The organism is Vreelandella azerica (genome assembly GCF_013112225.1).
Classification (GTDB): domain Bacteria; phylum Pseudomonadota; class Gammaproteobacteria; order Pseudomonadales; family Halomonadaceae; genus Vreelandella; species Vreelandella azerica.
The window spans coordinates 415,421-434,784 of the sequence record NZ_JABFHI010000003.1 but is presented as its reverse complement, the minus strand read 5'-3'; the positions used below and the strand labels follow the sequence as shown (position 1 = coordinate 434,784).

Below are 19,364 nucleotides of genomic sequence, written 5' to 3'. Positions count from 1 at the left end.
GAAGAAGAATGAAGCACCTGAAACGCTGGACGTCTTACATCCAACAAGCCAAACAGTATAGCGTTAGCAATGGGTATTTTTCCAGCTTGGTATATTTGCGCGGTGTTTCAGGTGTGTTAGTTTGTTCTGTTCGGCCAGTGCCTTTCGACATAACCTTTATGTGGTGATATTTCCGGGGAATTCAACCCCGCTTACCTTTCCCTAGCGCTGGGTCAGCTCCTGATCAACTGCGCAAGGCGCTTGCGCTGCTCACCGTCCAGCTTTTTCCGGCCCGCTCCTGATCAATCAGCGCCGCATATTCCTGCTCCGGCGAGCGCTTGCGCTGCGCCTGCTGCAAGTGCTCAATGATACCTTCCACCTCAGCCTTGCGCGCTTCACGAGGCATCAGTAGCTCCTGCTGCGCCAGCGAGGTCAACCACTGCCCCTGGGTGCTGCCCTGAAAGTGCGCCAACACGACTTGCGGGCTACGAAAGCGGCCGGCCCGCAAGAGCACAATCAGTTCTCTGCACAGACTGCCTTCTTCATCATCCGGCAACCATTCAAGCGATTCGTCGACGACATCCACCAGCGTCGGCTCATGCAGCAATAGCTGAATCACTCGCTCAATGGATGACAAGACGCCTCGCCGCCGTGCACCTGACAAGGGCGCAGCTGCCGTTTGTGCTGGCTCACTTTCAGGTGTAGCACTAGAGGCTGGCTGGCCCGCCGCAGGTAAACGACGCGCTTCCTGTTGCTGAAGCAAGGCGTTCAGCTGAGCTTCCTTAAGCCCACTACGCCGCGACAACTCTTCAAACAGCAGGGAACGAAGCATGCCTTCAGGCACCTTACTCAGCGCTGCCAATACCTGGCTGGCAAAACGCTCGCGTCCTTCAACGGCATTCAGGTCACGCCCTTGGGCGGCCTGTTCAAACAGAAACTCTGACAGCGGCATGGCGCAGGTCACGCGATCCTTGAAGGCCTGTGCGCCTTCGCGACGCACCAGATCATCCGGGTCGTCGCCTTCCGGCAGAAACAGAAACCGCGCCTCACGGCCATCAATCATCTGCGGCATCACCGTTTCCAGTGCGCGGCTGGCCGCCTGGCGCCCGGCTCGGTCACCGTCAAAACAGAACACCACCCGGCTAACCATGCGAAACAGCCGTCTGAGGTGATCTTCCGTTGTTGCCGTTCCCAGAGTCGCCACCGCATTGCGAATACCGAACTGGGCCAGCGCTACCACGTCCATATAGCCTTCCACCAGCACCAACTGTTCCAGCTTTTCCGGCGCCTGACGGGCCTCATAAAGGCCGTATAGCTCGCGCCCCTTGTGAAAGACCGGCGTTTCCGGCGAGTTCAGATACTTGGGTTTGGCATCGCCCAACACCCGGCCGCCAAAAGCAATGGTGCGCCCGCGCAGATCACGAATTGGAAACATCACCCGGTCACGAAAGCGATCATAGGTGCGGCCAGAAGACTCATGGTGAATCAGTAGACCGTACTCAATCTGCACAGCTTCACTGACACCCCGTTCGGACAAATGCTTTTTAAGCGCATCCCAACCTGCTGGAGCGTAGCCCACGCCATAGGTTTTCACCACCTCTGGCGATAAACCGCGCTGATCCAGATAGGCGTGGGCGGCCTGGCCCTCCTGCATGGCCATCCGCTCGCGATAAAAGCGCGCCGCCAGTTCCAGCAAATTCACGCCCTGGTCACGTTTTTTCTCACGCTCCCTGGCCCTGGGGTCATCAACACCTTCCCGCGGCACCTCCAGCCCAAGCCGCCCGGCCAATTGCTCAACCGCTTCCGGAAAGGGCAGCTTGTCGTATTCCATTAGAAAGCGCAGCGCACTGCCATGAGCACCACAGCCAAAACAATGATAGAACTGTTTATCAGCGCTAACCGTAAAAGACGGTGACTTTTCCTGATGGAAAGGGCAAAGGCCAGAATAATTACGACCGGACTTTTTAAGCTGCACACGCTCGCCTACCACTTCGACCACGTCGACGCGGCTCAACAAATCATCGATAAAGCGTTGAGGAATCTGGCCTGCCATAGAAACGCGGATACTCGCTGGGTCGATGCACAGCTTCCGAGAAACTGGCTTGTTCAGCTGTCTGGGTAACACCCACCGTCATTATCTGTCTATCATGAAGGCGTTAACCGGACATCTGTCAAAACGAAAACAAGCGGCCACCGCAGTGGTAGCCGCTTGGCATCCTTCTAGAAGAACTTTCTGAAAAGAAAGCGCTTCCGGTACGGATCAATAGAGACGTTCGAAACGCTTACGCTCACGCTGAAGCTTCTTCGCGTGACGCTTCACGGCAGCTGCCGCTTTGCGCTTGCGTTCAGCAGTCGGCTTTTCGTAGTTCTCACGACGACGGACTTCAGAGAGAACACCGGCTTTTTCGCAAGAACGCTTGAAACGACGCAAGGCGACGTCAAACGGCTCGTTATCACGTACTTTTACAGAAGGCATTAAGCACTCACCTACCTTAAGGAGTCTTGAGTTCGAATAGCCCGTAAGATAGCCAGACCGGCAATGCACATTGATTACTTTACCTAGCCTATACGGACCTGTTTTTACAGCGCACAATAGTTTAGTGGTGAATCCAACGCTTTGCAAACAATCCCCACCCGAAAGCCTGGCTGCCCGCATACAAAAACCTGCTCAGCTGGTATTATAGCGGCCATTGCAGGGCAAGCCGCCATCGCGTTTATGTCTGGTTTTCATGCCCTTAACTCTCATTTTTATCCCGACAATGTCAGGAAGCTCCCATGCGTGTACTCGGCATCGAAACATCCTGTGATGAAACCGGCGTAGCCATTTATGACACCGCCCACAGCGGGGGCCAAGGCTTGTTGGCCGACGCCCTCTATAGCCAGATGGAGATGCACGCTGAGTATGGCGGTGTAGTGCCGGAACTAGCTTCACGGGACCACACCCGCAAGCTTTTACCGCTGGTAGAAGAGGTACTGACCAAGGCCAACATGACGCGTCAGGAGCTTGACGGCATCGCCTACACCGCAGGGCCTGGCCTTGTGGGGGCGCTGATGGTGGGCGCGGCCACGGCTCACGGCATGGCCCGCGCACTGGATATACCCGTGCTGGGCGTTCATCACATGGAAGGCCACCTGCTCGCCCCCATGCTCGAAGACGACGCCCCCGCGTTTCCGTTTGTTGCCCTGCTGGTCTCCGGGGCCACACCCAGTTGGTCAGTGTTGAAGGTATTGGCCAGTATCAGCTGCTGGGGGAATCCGTAGATGACGCTGCTGGCGAAGCCTTTGACAAGGCGGCCAAGATGCTCGGCCTGCCCTACCCCGGCGGCCCCCACGTGGCCAGGCTCGCCGAACAGGGCAACCCCAAACGCATGCGCTTCCCACGCCCGATGACCGACCGGCCTGGGCTTGATTTCAGCTTTTCCGGACTGAAAACCCATACCCTGACCGCCATCCGCGACCTGCAATCAAAAGGCGCTCTGGATGAGCAGGCCCGCGCTGATGTGGCCCGCGCCTTTGAGGAAGCCGTGGCCGATACCCTGGTCATCAAATGCCGCCGTGCGCTGGACCAGACCAGCCTGAAGCGCATCGTCATGGCTGGCGGGGTCAGCGCCAACACCCGACTGCGCGAACGCCTGGCCGTGGAATGTGAAAAACGCAACGCCAAGGCCTACTACCCCCGCGGGCGCTTCTGCACCGATAACGGCGCCATGATTGCCTACGTCGGCGCGCAACGCCTGGTCGCCGGCGAACGCGATGCCCCTGGGCAAATGCAAGCAACGCCGCGCTGGCCGCTTGATCAGCTGCGTGAGCCCAGTGCCACTCAGACTTCCTGAAAACGACGTCTGCGCGGCGTTTTCCGACCTGGGTGGCTGTTGTTTAATCAGTGGCTCAAGTACAATTCCGGCTCACTGCAGGGGGAGTTTATGGACTGTATTTTTATTGAAGCGCTCAAGGTCGATACCATCATTGGCGTATATGACTGGGAGCGTACCCTTCATCAGTCATTGAGCCTGGATCTGGAAATGTCCACGGATATCCGCCCGGCAGCGGCCAGTGACGATGTCAGCCTGACCCTGGATTACGCGGCTATTTCCCAGCGCATCCAGCACTTTGCCGACGAGCATCAGTTCGCCCTGATTGAAACCTTTGCCGAACAGCTGCTGGACACCCTGCGCCATGAATTCCCGATCGGCCGTGTCAAACTAACGGTGCGCAAGCCAGGTGCCGTGGCAGCAGCACAGAGTGTCGGGCTGACCATCATCCGCGGTGAGGCCTGACGATGGCATTGATTACCCTGAGCCTGGGCAGCAATATCGCCCCCATCGAACATATCCGGCTATGCCTGGATGCACTGCATGGCACCTTTGGCGACCTGCAGGTTTCCCGTGTGTTTGAAAGTGAACCGGTAGGTTTCAAGGATGCCCGCAATTTTTACAATCTGGTGGTCGCTTTAAATAGCGACTGGTCGCCGGGTGACATTCAGACCTGGGCCAAGGCGCTGGAAACCCGTCATGGGCGACGCCCGGACACCCCCAAGTTCAGCCCCCGCGCCCTGGATATCGATCTGCTGACGGTAGGCGACCAGCAAGGAGTGGTCGATGGTATTTTGCTGCCCAGAGCGGAAGTTACCCATAACGCCTTTGTGCTCCAGCCGCTGGCGGAATTACTGCCCGATCAACGCCATCCGAGCTGTGGCACACCCTATGCCGAGCTATGGGCGCAGTTTGATCTTGGCAAGCAGCGCCTGTGGGCAGTAGATTTTACTTGGCGCGGTCAGTTGATTTCTCAGGCTGACCGGCCTATTGCCTACGCAGCAGCTCGCTAGACGCCTTCATCAGTTAGGCTATCGGCAATCGCTTGCTGGCGTTGGGTTTCTAGCGCCCGGCCAATCTCAGCACCTTTAAGCCCCTGGTCTACGAGCGCTTTGGGGTTGATGGCAGCGGCGTCTTTCCAGGCCTGACGCAGCACCGTCGCCAAGCGTTCCGATGCCAGCTGCGTCACCAGCGCCAACTGGACTTCCACCTGTTCAGGCTTGCGCCAGGCATCCAGCTGGTTTAGCCAGGCCAGCACCGACTCTGCAGTGGGAGAAGATGGCTGCCAATGACTCAGATAAGCCTGGGTCAGCGCCACCTGAGCGGCTAGCCGGGCCACTGCCTTGGGCAGTTTGAGCCGTTCGGCCAAAGCGTCACGCTGCTGATCCGTCAAACCCGACACCAGCCGCGCATAGCGCCAATGGGCCAGACTAGCATTCGTATCCACCCCGTCCGTTTCTGGCACTGCTGCCATGGCAGCTAGCCCTTGTGCCAGAGAGTCACCATCAAGCTCAGGCCACCAGACAGGCAGAGCCTTGCACTGTTCTAGAGCCTCGAAATACACCTGCGGGGACGGCTCGCCCAGCGCTTTCTCGGTTTCCACCCAGACGCGCTCCGCCGCCAGGTGAGTTAGTTCACCGCTTTTGCTAACGCATGTCATCAGCTCAAGCGTGGTTGCGGCAATCTGAAAACCACGGCTTGCATAGCGGGCCAGAAAACGCGCGGTGCGCAGTACTCGCAATGGGTCTTCACTGAACGCCGCCGAGACGTGGCGTAACTGGCGGGCTACCAGATCCTGCTGGCCATTGAAGGGGTCAAAAATCTGGCCGTCAGAGGCTTCAGCCATGGCATTGATCGTCAGGTCGCGGCGCCCCAGATCCTCTTCCAGGGTCACCTTCGGGCTGGCATGTACTTCAAAACCACTATAGCCGTGGCCGGACTTGCGCTCTGTACGCGCCAGGGCGTATTCCTCTGCCGTATCCGGATGTAGAAAGACCGGAAAATCCCGCCCGACCGGCTTGAACCCACGGCGCTGCATTTCCTCAGGCGTCGTGCCGACCACCACCCAGTCGTTGTCATACACTGGCCAGCCTAGCAGTGCATCGCGAACCGCGCCGCCTACCCGATAAACGTCCAGCCCGGCCAGGCGGTTATCGCAACGAAACCCCTTCATGGCCGGACAACATTATGGTTGGCCACGGCGATACGTTCACCGCTTTCCAGGTTCAATGCCGTCAGGCTTCCCCCAGGCGCAGCCGGTGTCCAGCGCATCCACCTGGATACGTGCGCCAGGAGTACGCCCTTCCAGCGCCGCCCAGTGGCCAAACAGCAGGTGGGCGTTGTCCTCACGAGGGTATTGGAACCAGGGGGCATAACCTTCCGGTGCGCTTTCCAGGCCCTGCTTGGCCGCAAAATCCAGACGTCCCTGAGGTGAGATAAAGCGCATTCGGGTAAACACATTAACAATGCAGCGCAGGCGATCCGTGCCTTTCAGACCATCCTGCCAACGGTCAGGCTGATCGCCAAACAGCTCGGCCAGAAAGGCGCCTGAATGCTCACTGCGTAGCGCCGTTTGCACTTCCTTGCCCAGCGCCTCCGCCTTGGCAAGTGACCACTGTGGCAGAATGCCGGCATGGGCCATCAGGGTCGCGTCTTTTCTGACGCTGAGCGATTGCTGCTGCAGCCAGTCCAGCAGTGGCTCACGGTCCGGGGCATCGAGAATTGCCTCCAGAGTATCCTTTTTGCGCAGCTTGCCGTTGCCGCGCGCTACCACCAGCAGGTGAAAATCATGATTGCCCAATACGCAGCTGACAGCACTCCCCAGTCGGCGCGCTTCACGCAGGCATTCCAGCGAACCCGGGCCGCGATTGACCAGATCCCCCACCAGCCACAGGCGGTCATGCGCCGGGTTGAAGGCAAGCTTGTCCAGCAAAGCGACAAACTCTGCATGACAGCCGTGAAGATCGCCGATCACATAAGTGCTCATCATGACTCCTTGTTGCTAGGTGTGAGTTGCTAGGGGTGTGAAAGGGCGCGATAGAGAATCAGTGAATCGCCAGCGGCGTTGCCAGCCGAAAGGGAGCGATTTCAACATCAAAAGAACGCTGGGTAGACGTATCCAGCAGGGTATAGGCGCCTTCCATGGTACCCACTGGCGTCTGCAGAATCGCCCGGCTGGTGTAGCGAAAGCGCTGCCCCGGGCCAATCAGGGGCTGCTGGCCAACCACGCCCTTGCCACGTACTTCCTGATGCTCACCGCTACCCTGGGTGATCTTCCAATAGCGCGCCAGTAGCTGCACGCTGTGCGGGCTCTTATTATCCAGGGTGACACGGTAACTGAACACATAGCGCCCCTGGGCAGCATTCGATTCTTCCGCCAGGTAGTGGCTCACTACAGAGACATGGATATCAAGTACGCTCACGACTCACCGCCTTGGGCTACATCATCACACGCCACCCGGTTGGCAATCCGCACATATTCCTCGACGCTCAAGGTCTGCGGACGGCGCCCTGGGTCGATGCCAATATCCTCCAGGGTTTCGGCGCTGACCCGGCCCTTGAAGTTGTTGCGCAGCGTTTTACGCCGCTGGCCAAAGGCCATCTTGACCAGCGCAAACAGCAGTTCGGTATCGTCGGCGGGATGAGGGATTTGCGCATGCGGTGTGAGGCGGACAATCGCAGAATCCACCTTAGGGCGCGGCACAAAGGCTTCCGGTGGAACGATAAACAGCTGCTCTACCTGGCAATAGTATTGCGCCATGACCGATAGCCGCCCCCAGTCGGGCCCACCCGGCTCGGCGGCCAAGCGCTCGACCACTTCCTTTTGCAGCATGAAGTGCATATCTGCCACGGCGTTTTCCGCCTGCAGTAAATGCACAATCAGGGGTGTGGAGATGTTGTAGGGCAGGTTGCCCACCACCCGTAGCGCCGGGCCGTCGCCTTTCAGGGCAGCAAAATCAAACGCCAGAGCGTCGCCTTCATGGATCTCGAACTGCGGGTAGTTGAAAAATTTGACTCGCAGGCCGGGAATCAGGTCGCGATCCAGCTCGATCACCTCAAGCTTGCCGGTCGCTTCCAGCAGCGGCTCGGTAAGCGCACCCTGGCCAGGGCCGATTTCTACCAGGCGGTCCTGGTCACGCGGGCCAATTGCCCGGATGATGCGCCCGATAATACCGGAGTCGCGTAGAAAGTTCTGGCCAAAACGTTTGCGCGCGCGGTGCTGCGGAACTTGAGACATTAAACAGTTTTCCAGGGGTTGATCATGTTAAAGCGAAGCCGGAGAGCATTTTAGCGTCAGGAAGGTGGCGATGCATGTAGACTGGCGGACTGGGTATCCGCCAGCTGGCGGGCCAGACGAATGGCCACTTTCAGGCTATCCGGTGATGCCCTACCTTGCCCGGCCAGATCAAGCGCCGTACCGTGATCCACCGAGGTACGCACCATCGGCAGGCCCAGGGTGATATTGGCCGCATTGCCAAAGCCTGCATATTTCAGCACGGCCAGACCCTGATCATGATACATGGCCAGCACCGCATCGACCTCGGCCAGGTGGCGCGGAGTAAACAGCGTATCGGCCGGAAAGGGCCCGCGCACATCCAGCCCTTCTGCCTGGAGTGTCGCCAGGGTAGGAATAATGATATCCAGCTCTTCGCGGCCTAAGTGGCCATCCTCACCGGCATGGGGGTTCAGGCCACACACCGCGATTCTGGGCGCCGCAATACCGAACTGGCGGGTCAGGTCGTCGGCCAGAATACGGCTGACCCGGAGGATGCGTTCGGCGCTGATAGCATCGGCCACCGCTCGCAGCGGTAAGTGAGTGGTCACCAGCGCTACCCGCAGACTGCCATCATGTTGCCAATCGCTAGCGCGGGTATGCAGGGCATCGTCGGTGGCCAGTAGCATTACCACTTCTTCTACCTCACAGGCATCGCGCAACCATTCGGTGTGGCCAGTAAAGTCCGTGTAGCCCCCTCAATGATCACACCCTTATGCAGCGGTGCGGTGGTCATGGCTGCTGCGTGGCCGTTACGGCAGGCATCTACGGCGAACTGCAGGGTATCTATCACATAGCCAGCATTGGCGGCGTCCAGCACCCCAGGCTGGCAGGGTGCTCTCAGGGCACAGTGCCAGACGGCCAGTACGCGATCGCCTTCTGGCACTGGGTCTCCAGGTTGGCAAGCCATCAGCGTGACGGCTAACCCTAGCGCGTCAGCCCGAGCGGCGAGTAAATCGCAATCACCAATCACCACGCAGTTACTCGGCAGCTGGTTGTAGGCCGCTAGCATCAGTACCAGTTCAGGGCCGATGCCTGCTGGCTCACCGCTGGTAATTGCTACCGGCAACAAGGTTGAAGAAGTCGCTTGACCCACCATCAGAGCCGCTTTTCCACAAAGGCCTGTTCACGGATTTCACGCTTCCAGGTGTCCACTTCCTGGTTGGCACGGCGCTGGAAAATCGCCTGACGAACCTGTTCACGCACATTTTCATTACTGGCCGACGAACGCCGACGATCCAGCACTTCAATAATATGATAGCCAAACTGCGAACGCACCGGAGAGGAGACCTGACCCACTTCCAGTTCGTTCATGGCGTTATCAAACTCGGGCACTGTCTGCCCGAGGCTTAACCAGCCAAGATCACCGCCATTGACCGCGCTCCCCTGATCGTCGCTCATTTCACGCGCCACAGTGGCAAAGGATTCACCCTGCTCCAGGCGTGTCATGGCCTGCTCGATCAAGGTTTGCGCCTGAGCTTCACTGCGCCCAGAGCCCACCCCGACCAGAATATGGCGCGCCCGGGTCTCGGCTAGATTGACATCGCCTCCCTGCTCTTCAAGGAAGCGTTCGACATCACGGTTGCTGACCGATACTCGCTGCCCGACCTGGCGCTGCTGTACCTGGCGGGTGAGCATCTCGCGGCGGATTTCCTCGCGCACCTGAGCAAGGCTGGTGCCGTCCGCTTCCAGTCGTTCGGCAAACGCCTGCAGCGTCATGCCATTGGATTCAGCAATGTTGCGCATTTGGCGGTTAAGCTCGGTGTCATCAATACTCAGATTGACATTACGCGCCATTTGCAGCTGGATTTCTTCAAGTATCATCTGCTCCAGCACCTGCTGCTCTAACTGACGGCGGCTGGGGGCGTCTTCACCCTGAGCGCTGATCTGGCTGATCACTTGGTCCAGGCGCCTGTCCAGATCACTGCGCATGATGGCACCGTCGTTCACCACCGCCACAACGCGATCAAGCATTTGGCGTTCACCGCCTGAAAACGACTGGGCCGCCACGCTGGAAGACACCACCAGGGTGCCCGCCCCTACCAGCAGCGATAGTGCACTGCCCCAGGCAAGGTGTTTCGCCTGGCGCAGCAGGCGCTTGCCATGGGGGCTGTTCAAAGGATGAGTGGATGTTGGCGTATTAGCATTGTGGATCATTTAAACGGTCTCTTTCTTGAGTCCTGAACGGTTAAAGCGCCGAGGGGCGATAGCCAGGAATAGTGCGTTCGAAGTAGCTGTCAGCGTCTTGCCCGACGCCGCCCAGGCCGTGAAGTACAAAGCGCAGGAACAGGCCACGGTCGTTAAAGTCATCGGCAACCCGTGCCGTGTCGTTATCGTCTACCCACTGACGCCAGACCAGTTGCAGGCCATAGCAGCAGTCATTCCACTGTACGCCGGCAAGCTTTTCCAGCGCTCGGTCATTGGTTTGATCGTGCAGGTAGCGGCCAATCAGATCAAGGCTGGGGCTGGCCTTCCAGGCAAAGGAGATATCCCACTCTTCGCGGTTGTAGGCACGGAAATTATCGTCCACCAGGTCCAGCGCCGGGTCGAAGCCTTCAATTTCCCAGCGATAGCCCAGGTTTACTACATGGCCACGGGAATGCCGGTATGCAATATCGACGCCTGTGCGCTCAGTGAGTTCACGTTGATCATCATAAAGCCATTCAGCCGATGTGCTCCAGCGTGGGTTAAGCTGCCATTCAAGCCGGGATACCAGGGGTGAGCGGTCTCGAGTGGCCTGATAAAAGCGCTCCGGGTTAACATCAGGATTGACGTCTGCCTGCTGTGGCAACGACTGATCATCGCCATCGATACCCACACGTCGGTCAGAAAAATACAGGCTCTGGCCAACGCCGACGCTCAAGTGCTCCTGGCTGTTGTCATCCTCGATCAGGCGGGATTCAAACCCGAGCGACAGACGATTAAGGTCCCCCACCCGGTCGCTGCCAGAGAAGCGCTTGGGCGACCACAGCTGATCCCACGAAAATGCCCGCTCACGGCTGTCGAACTCTGGCAGATCGACCTGATCCGTTCGCGGCACAAAAGCATAGTTGACGCGCGGCTCCAAAGTCTGACGGTAATCACGCCCGCCGAGAACCAGTTCACGCTCAAATTTCAAGCCAGCATCAACTGAAGTGATTGCCACACTGCGGTCAGGCGATGTATCCCGGCTGGTCTGGCGATTGCCGTAATCCAACGCATAGGCGGTGTGCCAAAGCTCAGCGCGGGGTGCCAGATAGCCCCAGGGCTTTTCATAGCGCCAGCCCAAGGCAGGCGCCAAGTGCACCCGGCTTCCATTGGCTGCTTCACGAATTGGCACCTGACGCTGATCCACATCCCGCCAGAAGTAGGTGGCATTACTGTTCCACTCTGCATACAGGCCATTATCTCGAATCCAGCGAGCCGCTGCGGTCAGGCTAGGCAGGCGGTAGAAGGGTTTGTCGCTGTCACTAAGCGGGTCATCCAGGCGTTGATAGCCTTGCATGCGAGCATCCAGCCGCCAGCGCTCGCCCTGGTAGTCCACCTGGGCCAGGCGCTCCATGCCGGAACGTTCGCTGGAACCGAAGTTATCACTGAAATCGTTAAAATAACGCCCATCACTGGCCCCACCGTAGCGCAGCTGATAGTCACTGGCAGCATTGATACTGCCCGTATGCTGCACATCCAGATACCAGCGGTCCTGCCCTTCATAGCGGTTGGCATCGCCCCCGGAGCCACCGTCATCGCTGTTCAGCCAGGCGCCTTCCAGAGTGCCGCTACCGTAGTGCTCGGTCAGGTAGCGGTATTGGCCACCCAGCAGCAGCCCACGATCGCTCAGCCAGCGTGGGGTAATGGTGGCATCCTGATTGGGCGCGATATTCCAGTAAAACGGCTGTGTATAATCCAGTTGCTCACTGGAAAAACTGACCGATGGCGATAGCAAACCCGTCTGACGTCGGTCATCAATTGGGAAGCGCAACCAGGGCCAGTAGAACACTGGCACCCCCTTAATCTCCAGCCGCGCATGGCGGGCAACCCCAAACCCTTCCGACTGGTTAAGGCGGATATCACTGCTGACCAGCTGCCAGCTATCCTGTCCGGGTTCACAAGTGGTAAAGCTGGCCTCCCTCAGGCGATACAATTGTTCACCTAATTGTTCCAACCGGCGGGCTTCACCGCGTACGCGCTGCTCATAAAGAACATACTCACTGTCTTCAATCGAGCCGCGATCCTGCTCTAGATACAGGGTCGCTTCTTCCCCGCGCAGCAGCGCCTGACCATCGCGCAACTCAAAATCACCCTGAGCCTCAACCCGTTCGCGATTGGCGGGTACGAACAGCCTTTCCGCCTGCAGCTCTCTATCCCCCTGGCGCAGTACTACGTCTCCTCGTAGCATGGCCTCGCCATCGGCGGCATAGTCTGATGCATCCGTTTCAATCCCGATTTCACGCACGTCGCTGCCGGCGGGCAGCCGATAGCCGGGCATGACATAACGCCCACGGCATACCTGGCGGCGCGCTTCTTCCTCGGCCCAGGGCTGCCAGTCCAGGCGTGCGCCCTCTACCGACTGGGCAACCGCTGTCGTTGCAGTAACAGCCAACAGGCCCCCTGCAAACGTCATTGGTATAGCGCGCAAAATTCGCTGGCCCATAATCATTATCCTTGGCATCGAGAATCGGTATTATACAGCTAGCATAATGCCCGACCAGCCAGGAGCTTGCATGTCTTCATTGCGAATGAACGACCTTACCCGCTGGGCTGCCCAGCAGCACGGCCTTGAAATGGATAAAATCAACCTGCAGGAGGCAGGGGGCGACGCCAGTTTTAGGCATTATTTTCGCCTGACCCTGCCCGACGGCACTACTCAGGTAGTGATGGACGCGCCACCGGAACAGGAAGATTCAACGCCGTTTGTAACGATCGCCAAGCAATGGCAGGCCGGTGGGCTTCCGGTTCCGGATATTTTGGCCAGTAACCTTGAAGACGGATTTCTACTGCTTGAAGATCTCGGTGACACTCCCTTACAGCACTGCTTTAATGATTCGGTCAGCGTTCACCATCACATCCACAATGGTCTGACACTGATTGGCGAACTACAGAACCGTGCCTCCCCGAGCCACTGCCACGCTATGATGCCGAACTGCTCGGCCGTGAACTTGATCTTTTCCCGACCTGGTGCCTTGAGCAATGGCTATCCATGCCGACTCCTGCCGAGTGGCCTTCAGTACGCAACGCCCTGATTGAACAGGCACTGGCCCAGCCTTTTGTCAGCGTCCATCGGGATTTCGATGCCATGAACCTGATGGTGCATTGTGAAAAGCTGTATATGATTGATTTCCAGGATGCCGTGGCTGGGCCATTGAGCTACGATGTGATCTCCCTGCTGCGAGGTCGCTACTGGCGCTTCAGTGCCGAAGAGTTTGCCGATGCCGTTCAGCGCTTCTATCAGCGCGCTCGCCAGGATGGTCGCTTGACCTCAAGCATTGATGAAACCGCCTTCCTGGGTCAGTGCCAGGCCATGGCCGCCCAGCGTTCTCTCAAGGTGCTGGGGATTTTCTGCCGTTTAACGCTGCGTGATCACAAGTCGGGCTATCTGGCCCGTCTACCGCATTTTCTTGATCATCTGGAAGACAGCCTTGCGGCGCTGCCAGAACATGCTGGCTTCGCCCAATGGGTTAGCGAGCAGCTGCGCCCGGCCCTTCTTCAGCGCTGCGCCGAGACAGCTTCAACGGAGTCAACATGAAAGCCATGATTCTTGCGGCCGGACTGGGTAAACGGATGCGCCCGCTGACGGATACCTGTCCCAAGCCGCTGTTGCCTGTGGCTGGCAAGCCGTTGATTGTGCATCATTTAGAACGCCTTAAGCAGGCAGGCATCAAGGAAGTGGTGATTAACGTCAGCCATCTGGCAGAGCAGATTATTGCGGCGCTGGGTGACGGCAGCCAATACGGCCTCACGTTGCGTTTCAGCCGTGAAACGACGCCACTGGAAACCGGGGGCGGCATTCGCCAGGCATTGCCGCTTCTCGGCGAGGCGCCTTTTTTACTGGTTAACGGCGATGTATGGTGCGAAGCACTGCCCAAGCAGCGAGCCTTGCAGGACGACGACCTTGCTCACTTGATGCTAGTGGATAACCCTGATCATCATCCTGAAGGCGATTTCCGTCTGGATAATGGCCGCGTTCAAATCGACGGCCAGCCAAAGCTGACCTTTTCGGGGTTGAGCATTCTTCATCCTGCATTGCTGGCCCATCAACCAGAAGGTGCCTTTGCACTAGCCCCTGTGCTGAAAGCCGCCATGCAGCAAGGGCGTGTCAGCGGCGAACACTTTAGCGGACAATGGGTTGATGTTGGCACCCCCAACGGCTCACTGCTCTTGATCAACAGCTCAGCCGCAATTAACGACTCACTGCCCAACTCACGATTCACAACTCACGATTCACCAACCGATGGAGCCTAACACGTGAAAGCACAAGTTAAATGGACAGATGGCCGCCAGTTTGTCGCTGAATCCGGCAGCGGACACAGCGTGGTGGTTGACGGCCCACCCGAACACGGTGGCCGCAACACCGGCCCGCGCCCGATGGAAATGCTGCTGATGGGCATGGGCAGCTGCACCGCCTTTGATGTGCTCAACATTCTCGACAAAGCTCGGGCTGATGTCACCGATTGCGTTGCCCAGCTGGAAGCCGAACGTGCCGACAGCACACCGTCGGTCTTCACTCGTATCCACGTGCATTTCGTGGTCTCTGGCCGCAACCTCAAGGAAAAACAGGTACAGCGCGCGGTTGAACTTTCTGCCGAAAAATACTGCAGTGCCTCTATCATGCTGGTCAACGGGGGCGTTGATATCACGCATTCCTTTGAAATCGTCGCCGCCTGACAAGTTTCCAACGCAAAATATTGGCTCGCTGGGTGCATCATGGCGTTCAGCTGGGCATAATACGCGCGCTTGTGTTTAACGGCGTTTAACCGCACAACAAGTGAACCGGTTCCGGCGCTGGCTCGTCGGGGTGTCTTCATCCGCCATAAGGAGGCTCGGACATGTCAGATAATCTCCGACTCCACGGGTTTAACAACCTGACAAGCTCTTTGAGCTTTAATATCTACGACATCTGTTATGCCAAGACCGAAGAACAGCGGTCTGCTTATATCGATTATATCGATGAGCTATATAACGCTGAACGCCTGACTCAGATTCTCAAGGATGTGACCAATATCATTGGTGCTCATGTGCTGAATATCGCCCGTCAGGACTATGAGCCCCACGGTGCCAGCGTCACCATTCTGATTGCAGAGCATGAACTGGAAGAATCGGCCCTGGAGCAGATTGAGCCCGGCCCGGGACCACTGCCGGAAACCGTGGTCGGACACCTGGATAAAAGCCATGTCACAGTGCATAGCTACCCAGAATCCCACCCGGACAACGGCATCAGCACGTTCCGCCTGGATATTGATGTTTCCACCTGCGGCCATATCAGCCCGCTAAAAGCCCTGAATTACCTGATTCACAGCTTTGATTCCGATATTGTCACCATGGATTATCGGGTGCGCGGTTTTACCCGGGATGTAGACGGCAAAAAGCTGTTTATCGACCACGAGATCACCTCAATTCAGGATTATCTGGCCAACGATACCAAAGAGGCCTACCAGATGATTGATGTGAATGTGTATCAGGAAAACATGTTCCACACCAAGATGCTGCTCAAGGATTTCGACCTGGATAATTACCTGTTCGGCACCTCACGGCGCGATATCACTTTCGAGGAAGCCCGCGATATCGAAAGCCGCCTGCGCAAGGAAATGTTGGAAATTTTCTATTCCCGTAACATGTCCTAGCGCCTGCCTTATAGCGACATCAAGACCTGAAAAAGCCGGGCCGCCAAATATGGCGGCCCGGCTTTTCGCGTTGGCAATCGTGGTACTGTCAATAGCTGTTCAAACAATGCAGTCTAATAGATTTTCTCTTCGCCTTCTGGGCGGGTCTTGAAGCGGCGGTGCAGCCAGAGATACTGTTCGGGGTGTTTGCGAATGGCCTGCTCAATGATGGCATTGATGCGGGTAGCATCGGCCACTTGATCGCCGCTGGGGAAGTTTTCCAGCGCGGGGAGCCACTCGATGGTATAGGTGCGGTTATCGGGGTTGCGGTGGAACATCATCGGCACCACTGGCGCGCCGGTCATACGGGCAATTTTGGCGGTCAGTTTGATGGTTGCTGCCTGGTTGCCAAAAAATGGCGCAAACACACTGGCATTACGCCCGAAATCCTGGTCCGGCGAATACCATACGATACGCCCGGCTTTAAGTTGACGCACCACGCCGCGCAGATCATGGCGGTGGATGGTCCGGCCAAAGGTACGCGAGCGTGCCTGCGTCATGAAATGATTAAATAGCGGGTTGTTATGCGGCCGATAAACCGCATCCGCTGAGTAAAACAGTGAATGCAGGGCACCGCCCAGATCCAGCGTCGAAAAGTGGATACCTATCACCAGAGCGCCCTGATTGCGAGCCAGCGCCCTGGAAAGGTGATCCTGGTTAATCCGGCTCACCCGATGACGCAGATCTTCCGCATCCCGACACCAGGCCGTGGCCGTCTCGACCAGACCAATACCGTTAGCAATAAACGTATCCTTGACCAGTTGAGCCTGCTCAGCGGTGGTTTTGTCAGGGAAGCACAGGGCAATATTGGTTTCGGTAATCCGTCGGCGACGTTTTGCCAAACGCCAAGCCAATAGCCCAATGGCTTTCCCACCGCCTATCTTCACTGGCCAGGGCAGCCAGGCAGCCGTATACATGGCGGCTATCGCCAGCCAGGTGCTCCAGTAACGGGGATGAAAATACGCACGCGGGAAAGCTGATTTGGCCATGGCTGTTTACAATACAGTGGGTGAAGGCGACGAAGCACTCTGATAGCGACGCGGCACACGCGGCAGGATACCGGTCAGCAGCGTATAGCTGATGGTATCGCAGTAGCGGGCGACATCATCAACCGGCAATACCGCTCCATTGGCCGCCCGACCCCACAGCACCACTTCACTGCCAATGCGCGTATCAGGCAAATGGGTGATATCCACGGTTAACATATCCATGGATACCTTGCCTGCAATCCTGGCTGGCTGACCCTCTACCAGCACTGGGGTACCATCCACAGCATGACGGTCATAGCCATCGCCATAGCCACCCGCGACCACGGCAATTCGCGCTCGCCCCGGCGTTCGCCAGCGGCCGCCATAGCCCACCGGCTCACCGGCTTCCAGCTCACGGATCGCCATTACTTCAGAGCGCAATGTCATCACAGGTGCTAGCTGGCGCGATATGGCGTTTGGCATCTCCAGTGGATCGCTGCCATACAGCATGACGCCTGGGCGGTTCCAGCGACCATGGGCAACAGGATGGGCCAGGGTAGCGGGCGAGTTGGCCAGACACAGGGGGCATTCAGCCGCTCTGCCAGCGCCTGCAGGGTCGTCATCTGCTGCTGCAGATAGCCTGCATCCTCGGCATCTGCAGAAGCAAAATGGCTCATCAGATGCAGTGCTGTTACCTGAGGTGCCTGTGAGAGCACCTGCCATACCTGCTCGGCGCGCTGAGGAGAGAACCCCAAGCGATGCATGCCAGAATCAACTTTCAGCCATACAGGAATCGGCTGGCGCGGCGTAAACGCCAGCAGTGCTTCCAACTGCCAATCGGTATGCACCGCCATCCACAGACGATGTTCATCCACCAGCGCCAGCTCTGAAGCCTCAAAAATACCTTCAAGCAGCACAATCGGCGCTTGGATGCCTGCGTGACGTAAGGTGAGCGCCTCTTCAATACAGGCCACAGCAAGCGCCGGAGCCAGGCCTTCCAATGCACGGGCGCATTCAACCGCACCATGGCCGTAGGCGTCCGCCTTGATCACAGCAACTGATTGGCTGTGGGGTGCGCACTCACAGGCCAAGCGGTAATTATGACGCAAGGCGTCAAGGTCGATTTTAGCCACTAAAGGGCGCATACGCTTTCTCACAGCAGGGTTTTGACAACGCCAGGATCGCAAGCTTGGCAAGGCACTATTGCTGCCGCTGGCTTGTCCCTTGCTGCCATTATACACGCCACTACCCGCATGGCAGCGGGTAGCAGACAGTCATTTAAACCAAGTAAAAGCATCAAGCAGGGTGAAAACCACTAAACTAGAATCAGCTTTCGAAAATAACGTCCAACGAAAGCCCTTGTTTTTCCAGCGAGCGGCGCAGTTTCTTGAGTGCTTCTACCTGAATCTGACGGACACGCTCACGGGTCAAACCTATTTCCGCGCCGACGTCTTCAAGAGTAGCGGCTTCATGGCCGCGCAGTCCGAAACGCCGAACCACTACTTCACACTGCTTTTCACTCAGCTCGCTGAGCCAATGATCAACATGGGCTTTCACATCTCCGTCGACCAGTAGCGCTTCAGGCCCGTGATCTTCATCATCCGTCAGCGTATCCAGCAGGGGCTTATCGCTATCACCGCCCATGGGGTAGTCCACTGAGGAAACCCGCTCGTTGAGACCCAACATCTTCTTGACGCTTTCTACCGGTTTATCCAGATGTTCGGCAATTTCTTCCGGCGTTGCCTCATGATCCAGTTTCTGGGTCAGCTCACGGGCGGCGCGTAAATAGATATTGAGCTCTTTGACAACATGAATGGGCAGGCGGATGGTGCGCGTCTGATTCATCAGAGCGCGTTCAATGGTCTGACGAATCCACCAGGTGGCATAAGTCGAGAAACGAAAGCCGCGCTCCGGGTCAAACTTCTCGACGGCCCGAATCAACCCCAGATTACCCTCTTCAATCAGGTCCAACAGAGTTAACCCACGATTCAGATAGCGCCGAGCAATCTTGACCACCAGACGCAGGTTGGATTCGATCATCCGCGAACGCCCAAGCGGATCTCCCTTGCGCGCCAGACGGCCGTAATAAACTTCCTCTTCCGGTGTCAGTAGTGGCGAAAAGCCGATTTCGTTAAGATAAATCTGTGTAGCATCCAGGCTCTGACGAGGTGCTTTACCTTCTCGACCCAAGGCTTTCTCGAAGGCTTCTTCTTCAGCAGCAACCGCCTCGTCGTCTACTTCACCCAAGGCTTCTTCCACAGCATTCAGGTCTATGTCCTGAAGATCCTGTTCCAGCATGCTCATCGCTCTCCCCCATCATCTCACCTTGTTTATGCCATCGGGCTTATCATTACAGAAATGAGCGTTGATATCCCGAAGGTGCAAATTTCTACTTGACGCACGAACGCTTGAAGCTGGTTTTATAGTAATTATCTTTGCTATGTGCTGTGTGAAAGGCCGAAGCTGAATGATGCAC

Annotated in this window: 14 protein-coding genes and 6 pseudogenes; 8 read left to right on the top strand and 12 right to left on the bottom strand. The window is 57.4% G+C overall.

Annotated elements, in window-relative coordinates; translation table 11 throughout:
* Nucleotides 1–212: 212 nt before the first annotated feature.
* Together dnaG and rpsU are read right to left on the bottom strand one after the other, a co-directional pair.
* Nucleotides 213–2,032: pseudogene (gene dnaG / locus HLB35_RS09920) on the bottom strand (DNA primase).
* Between the two features lie 207 nt (nucleotides 2,033–2,239).
* Complete coding sequence (rpsU, locus tag HLB35_RS09915; protein WP_086622362.1) at nucleotides 2,240–2,455, bottom strand: 30S ribosomal protein S21; 216 nt, start codon at nucleotides 2,453–2,455, stop codon at nucleotides 2,240–2,242.
* A gap of 299 nt (nucleotides 2,456–2,754) precedes the next feature.
* Here rpsU and tsaD point away from each other — a divergent pair.
* The 3 genes and pseudogenes from tsaD (at nucleotide 2,755) to folK (ending at nucleotide 4,804) form a co-directional block, all read left to right on the top strand.
* Nucleotides 2,755–3,812 (top strand): annotated as a pseudogene (gene tsaD, locus HLB35_RS09910) (tRNA (adenosine(37)-N6)-threonylcarbamoyltransferase complex transferase subunit TsaD).
* Nucleotides 3,813–3,902: 90 nt separating this feature from the next.
* Nucleotides 3,903–4,256 (top strand): dihydroneopterin aldolase, encoded by a 354-nt coding sequence (gene folB / locus HLB35_RS09905; RefSeq protein ID WP_171702443.1) that lies wholly within the window; start codon nucleotides 3,903–3,905, stop codon nucleotides 4,254–4,256.
* 2 nt (nucleotides 4,257–4,258) lie between these two features.
* On the top strand, nucleotides 4,259–4,804 hold the full coding sequence (gene folK / locus HLB35_RS09900; protein WP_171702442.1) for a 2-amino-4-hydroxy-6-hydroxymethyldihydropteridine diphosphokinase: 546 nt from the start codon (nucleotides 4,259–4,261) through the stop codon (nucleotides 4,802–4,804).
* Here folK and HLB35_RS09895 read toward each other — a convergent pair.
* From HLB35_RS09895 to HLB35_RS09865, 7 genes and pseudogenes are all read right to left on the bottom strand, one after another.
* Nucleotides 4,801–5,964 carry a tRNA nucleotidyltransferase/poly(A) polymerase-related protein gene (locus HLB35_RS09895; protein ID WP_171702441.1) on the bottom strand — a complete coding sequence of 388 codons (1,164 nt, stop codon included), beginning with the start codon at nucleotides 5,962–5,964 and terminating at the stop codon, nucleotides 4,801–4,803. The genes folK and HLB35_RS09895 overlap by 4 nt on opposite strands.
* Nucleotides 5,961–6,777: pseudogene (locus HLB35_RS09890) on the bottom strand (symmetrical bis(5'-nucleosyl)-tetraphosphatase). Before HLB35_RS09890 ends, HLB35_RS09895 begins: the two are co-directional and overlap by 4 nt.
* 58 nt (nucleotides 6,778–6,835) lie before the next feature.
* Entirely contained in the window at nucleotides 6,836–7,213 is a 378-nt protein-coding gene (gene apaG / locus HLB35_RS09885) for a Co2+/Mg2+ efflux protein ApaG (protein WP_171702440.1), read from the bottom strand.
* A complete protein-coding gene (gene rsmA / locus HLB35_RS09880) occupies nucleotides 7,210–8,028 on the bottom strand; it encodes a 16S rRNA (adenine(1518)-N(6)/adenine(1519)-N(6))-dimethyltransferase RsmA (RefSeq protein ID WP_171702439.1) in 819 nt (272 codons plus the stop codon). The genes apaG and rsmA overlap by 4 nt, the downstream gene beginning before the upstream one ends.
* A gap of 56 nt (nucleotides 8,029–8,084) precedes the next feature.
* Nucleotides 8,085–9,163, bottom strand: a pseudogene (pdxA, locus tag HLB35_RS09875) (4-hydroxythreonine-4-phosphate dehydrogenase PdxA).
* Nucleotides 9,163–10,221, bottom strand: a complete 1,059-nt coding sequence (locus tag HLB35_RS09870) for a peptidylprolyl isomerase (RefSeq protein WP_171702438.1) — start codon at nucleotides 10,219–10,221, stop codon at nucleotides 9,163–9,165. Before HLB35_RS09870 ends, pdxA begins: the two are co-directional and overlap by 1 nt.
* A 31-nt stretch (nucleotides 10,222–10,252) precedes the next feature.
* The gene (locus HLB35_RS09865) at nucleotides 10,253–12,694 is read right to left on the bottom strand and encodes an LPS-assembly protein LptD (RefSeq protein WP_171702437.1); all 2,442 of its coding nucleotides are present in this window, start codon (nucleotides 12,692–12,694) and stop codon (nucleotides 10,253–10,255) included.
* 70 nt (nucleotides 12,695–12,764) lie between these two features.
* Between HLB35_RS09865 and HLB35_RS18380 the strand changes: the two genes are divergently transcribed.
* The 5 genes and pseudogenes from HLB35_RS18380 (at nucleotide 12,765) to speD (ending at nucleotide 15,881) form a co-directional block, all read left to right on the top strand.
* On the top strand, nucleotides 12,765–13,283 hold the full coding sequence (locus HLB35_RS18380; protein WP_328731492.1) for a phosphotransferase: 519 nt from the start codon (nucleotides 12,765–12,767) through the stop codon (nucleotides 13,281–13,283).
* Nucleotides 13,241–13,786, top strand: a complete 546-nt coding sequence (locus HLB35_RS18375) for a phosphotransferase (RefSeq protein ID WP_328731490.1) — start codon at nucleotides 13,241–13,243, stop codon at nucleotides 13,784–13,786. The genes HLB35_RS18380 and HLB35_RS18375 overlap by 43 nt, the downstream gene beginning before the upstream one ends.
* A pseudogene (gene murU / locus HLB35_RS09855) lies at nucleotides 13,783–14,444 on the top strand (N-acetylmuramate alpha-1-phosphate uridylyltransferase MurU). Before HLB35_RS18375 ends, murU begins: the two are co-directional and overlap by 4 nt.
* 61 nt (nucleotides 14,445–14,505) lie before the next feature.
* The gene (locus tag HLB35_RS09850) at nucleotides 14,506–14,925 is read left to right on the top strand and encodes an OsmC family protein (RefSeq protein ID WP_171702435.1); all 420 of its coding nucleotides are present in this window, start codon (nucleotides 14,506–14,508) and stop codon (nucleotides 14,923–14,925) included.
* A 161-nt stretch (nucleotides 14,926–15,086) separates the two neighbouring features.
* Nucleotides 15,087–15,881: an adenosylmethionine decarboxylase gene (speD, locus tag HLB35_RS09845; protein ID WP_171702434.1), complete on the top strand. Its 795-nt coding sequence runs from the start codon at nucleotides 15,087–15,089 to the stop codon at nucleotides 15,879–15,881.
* A 113-nt stretch (nucleotides 15,882–15,994) separates the two neighbouring features.
* On the opposite strand, the gene lpxL is transcribed toward speD, so the two are convergent.
* The 3 genes and pseudogenes from lpxL to rpoS all read right to left on the bottom strand — a co-directional run bounded on the left by lpxL (nucleotide 15,995) and on the right by rpoS (nucleotide 19,192).
* Entirely contained in the window at nucleotides 15,995–16,909 is a 915-nt protein-coding gene (gene lpxL, locus HLB35_RS09840; RefSeq protein WP_171702433.1) for an LpxL/LpxP family Kdo(2)-lipid IV(A) lauroyl/palmitoleoyl acyltransferase, read from the bottom strand.
* 6 nt (nucleotides 16,910–16,915) lie between these two features.
* A pseudogene (gene alr, locus HLB35_RS09835) lies at nucleotides 16,916–18,033 on the bottom strand (alanine racemase).
* 181 nt (nucleotides 18,034–18,214) lie between these two features.
* On the bottom strand, nucleotides 18,215–19,192 hold the full coding sequence (gene rpoS, locus HLB35_RS09830) for an RNA polymerase sigma factor RpoS (RefSeq protein ID WP_171702432.1): 978 nt from the start codon (nucleotides 19,190–19,192) through the stop codon (nucleotides 18,215–18,217).
* Between the last annotated feature and the right edge of the window lie 172 nt (nucleotides 19,193–19,364).

Bases quoted from the DNA above. Each gene is read 5' to 3' on its own strand.
- HLB35_RS09865 (WP_171702437.1), bottom strand. From the start codon at position 12,694: ATGGGCCAGCGAATTTTGCGCGCTATACCAATGACGTTTGCAGGGGGC.
- rpoS (WP_171702432.1), bottom strand. From the start codon at position 19,192: ATGAGCATGCTGGAACAGGATCTTCAGGACATAGACCTGAATGCTGTG.
- folB (WP_171702443.1), top strand. From the start codon at position 3,903: ATGGACTGTATTTTTATTGAAGCGCTCAAGGTCGATACCATCATTGGC.
- speD (WP_171702434.1), top strand. From the start codon at position 15,087: ATGTCAGATAATCTCCGACTCCACGGGTTTAACAACCTGACAAGCTCT.
- HLB35_RS09870 (WP_171702438.1), bottom strand. From the start codon at position 10,221: ATGATCCACAATGCTAATACGCCAACATCCACTCATCCTTTGAACAGC.
- folK (WP_171702442.1), top strand. From the start codon at position 4,259: ATGGCATTGATTACCCTGAGCCTGGGCAGCAATATCGCCCCCATCGAA.
- HLB35_RS09895 (WP_171702441.1), bottom strand. From the start codon at position 5,964: ATGAAGGGGTTTCGTTGCGATAACCGCCTGGCCGGGCTGGACGTTTAT.
- HLB35_RS18380 (WP_328731492.1), top strand. From the start codon at position 12,765: ATGTCTTCATTGCGAATGAACGACCTTACCCGCTGGGCTGCCCAGCAG.
- HLB35_RS18375 (WP_328731490.1), top strand. From the start codon at position 13,241: ATGCCGACTCCTGCCGAGTGGCCTTCAGTACGCAACGCCCTGATTGAA.
- lpxL (WP_171702433.1), bottom strand. From the start codon at position 16,909: ATGGCCAAATCAGCTTTCCCGCGTGCGTATTTTCATCCCCGTTACTGG.
- rsmA (WP_171702439.1), bottom strand. From the start codon at position 8,028: ATGTCTCAAGTTCCGCAGCACCGCGCGCGCAAACGTTTTGGCCAGAAC.
- rpsU (WP_086622362.1), bottom strand. From the start codon at position 2,455: ATGCCTTCTGTAAAAGTACGTGATAACGAGCCGTTTGACGTCGCCTTG.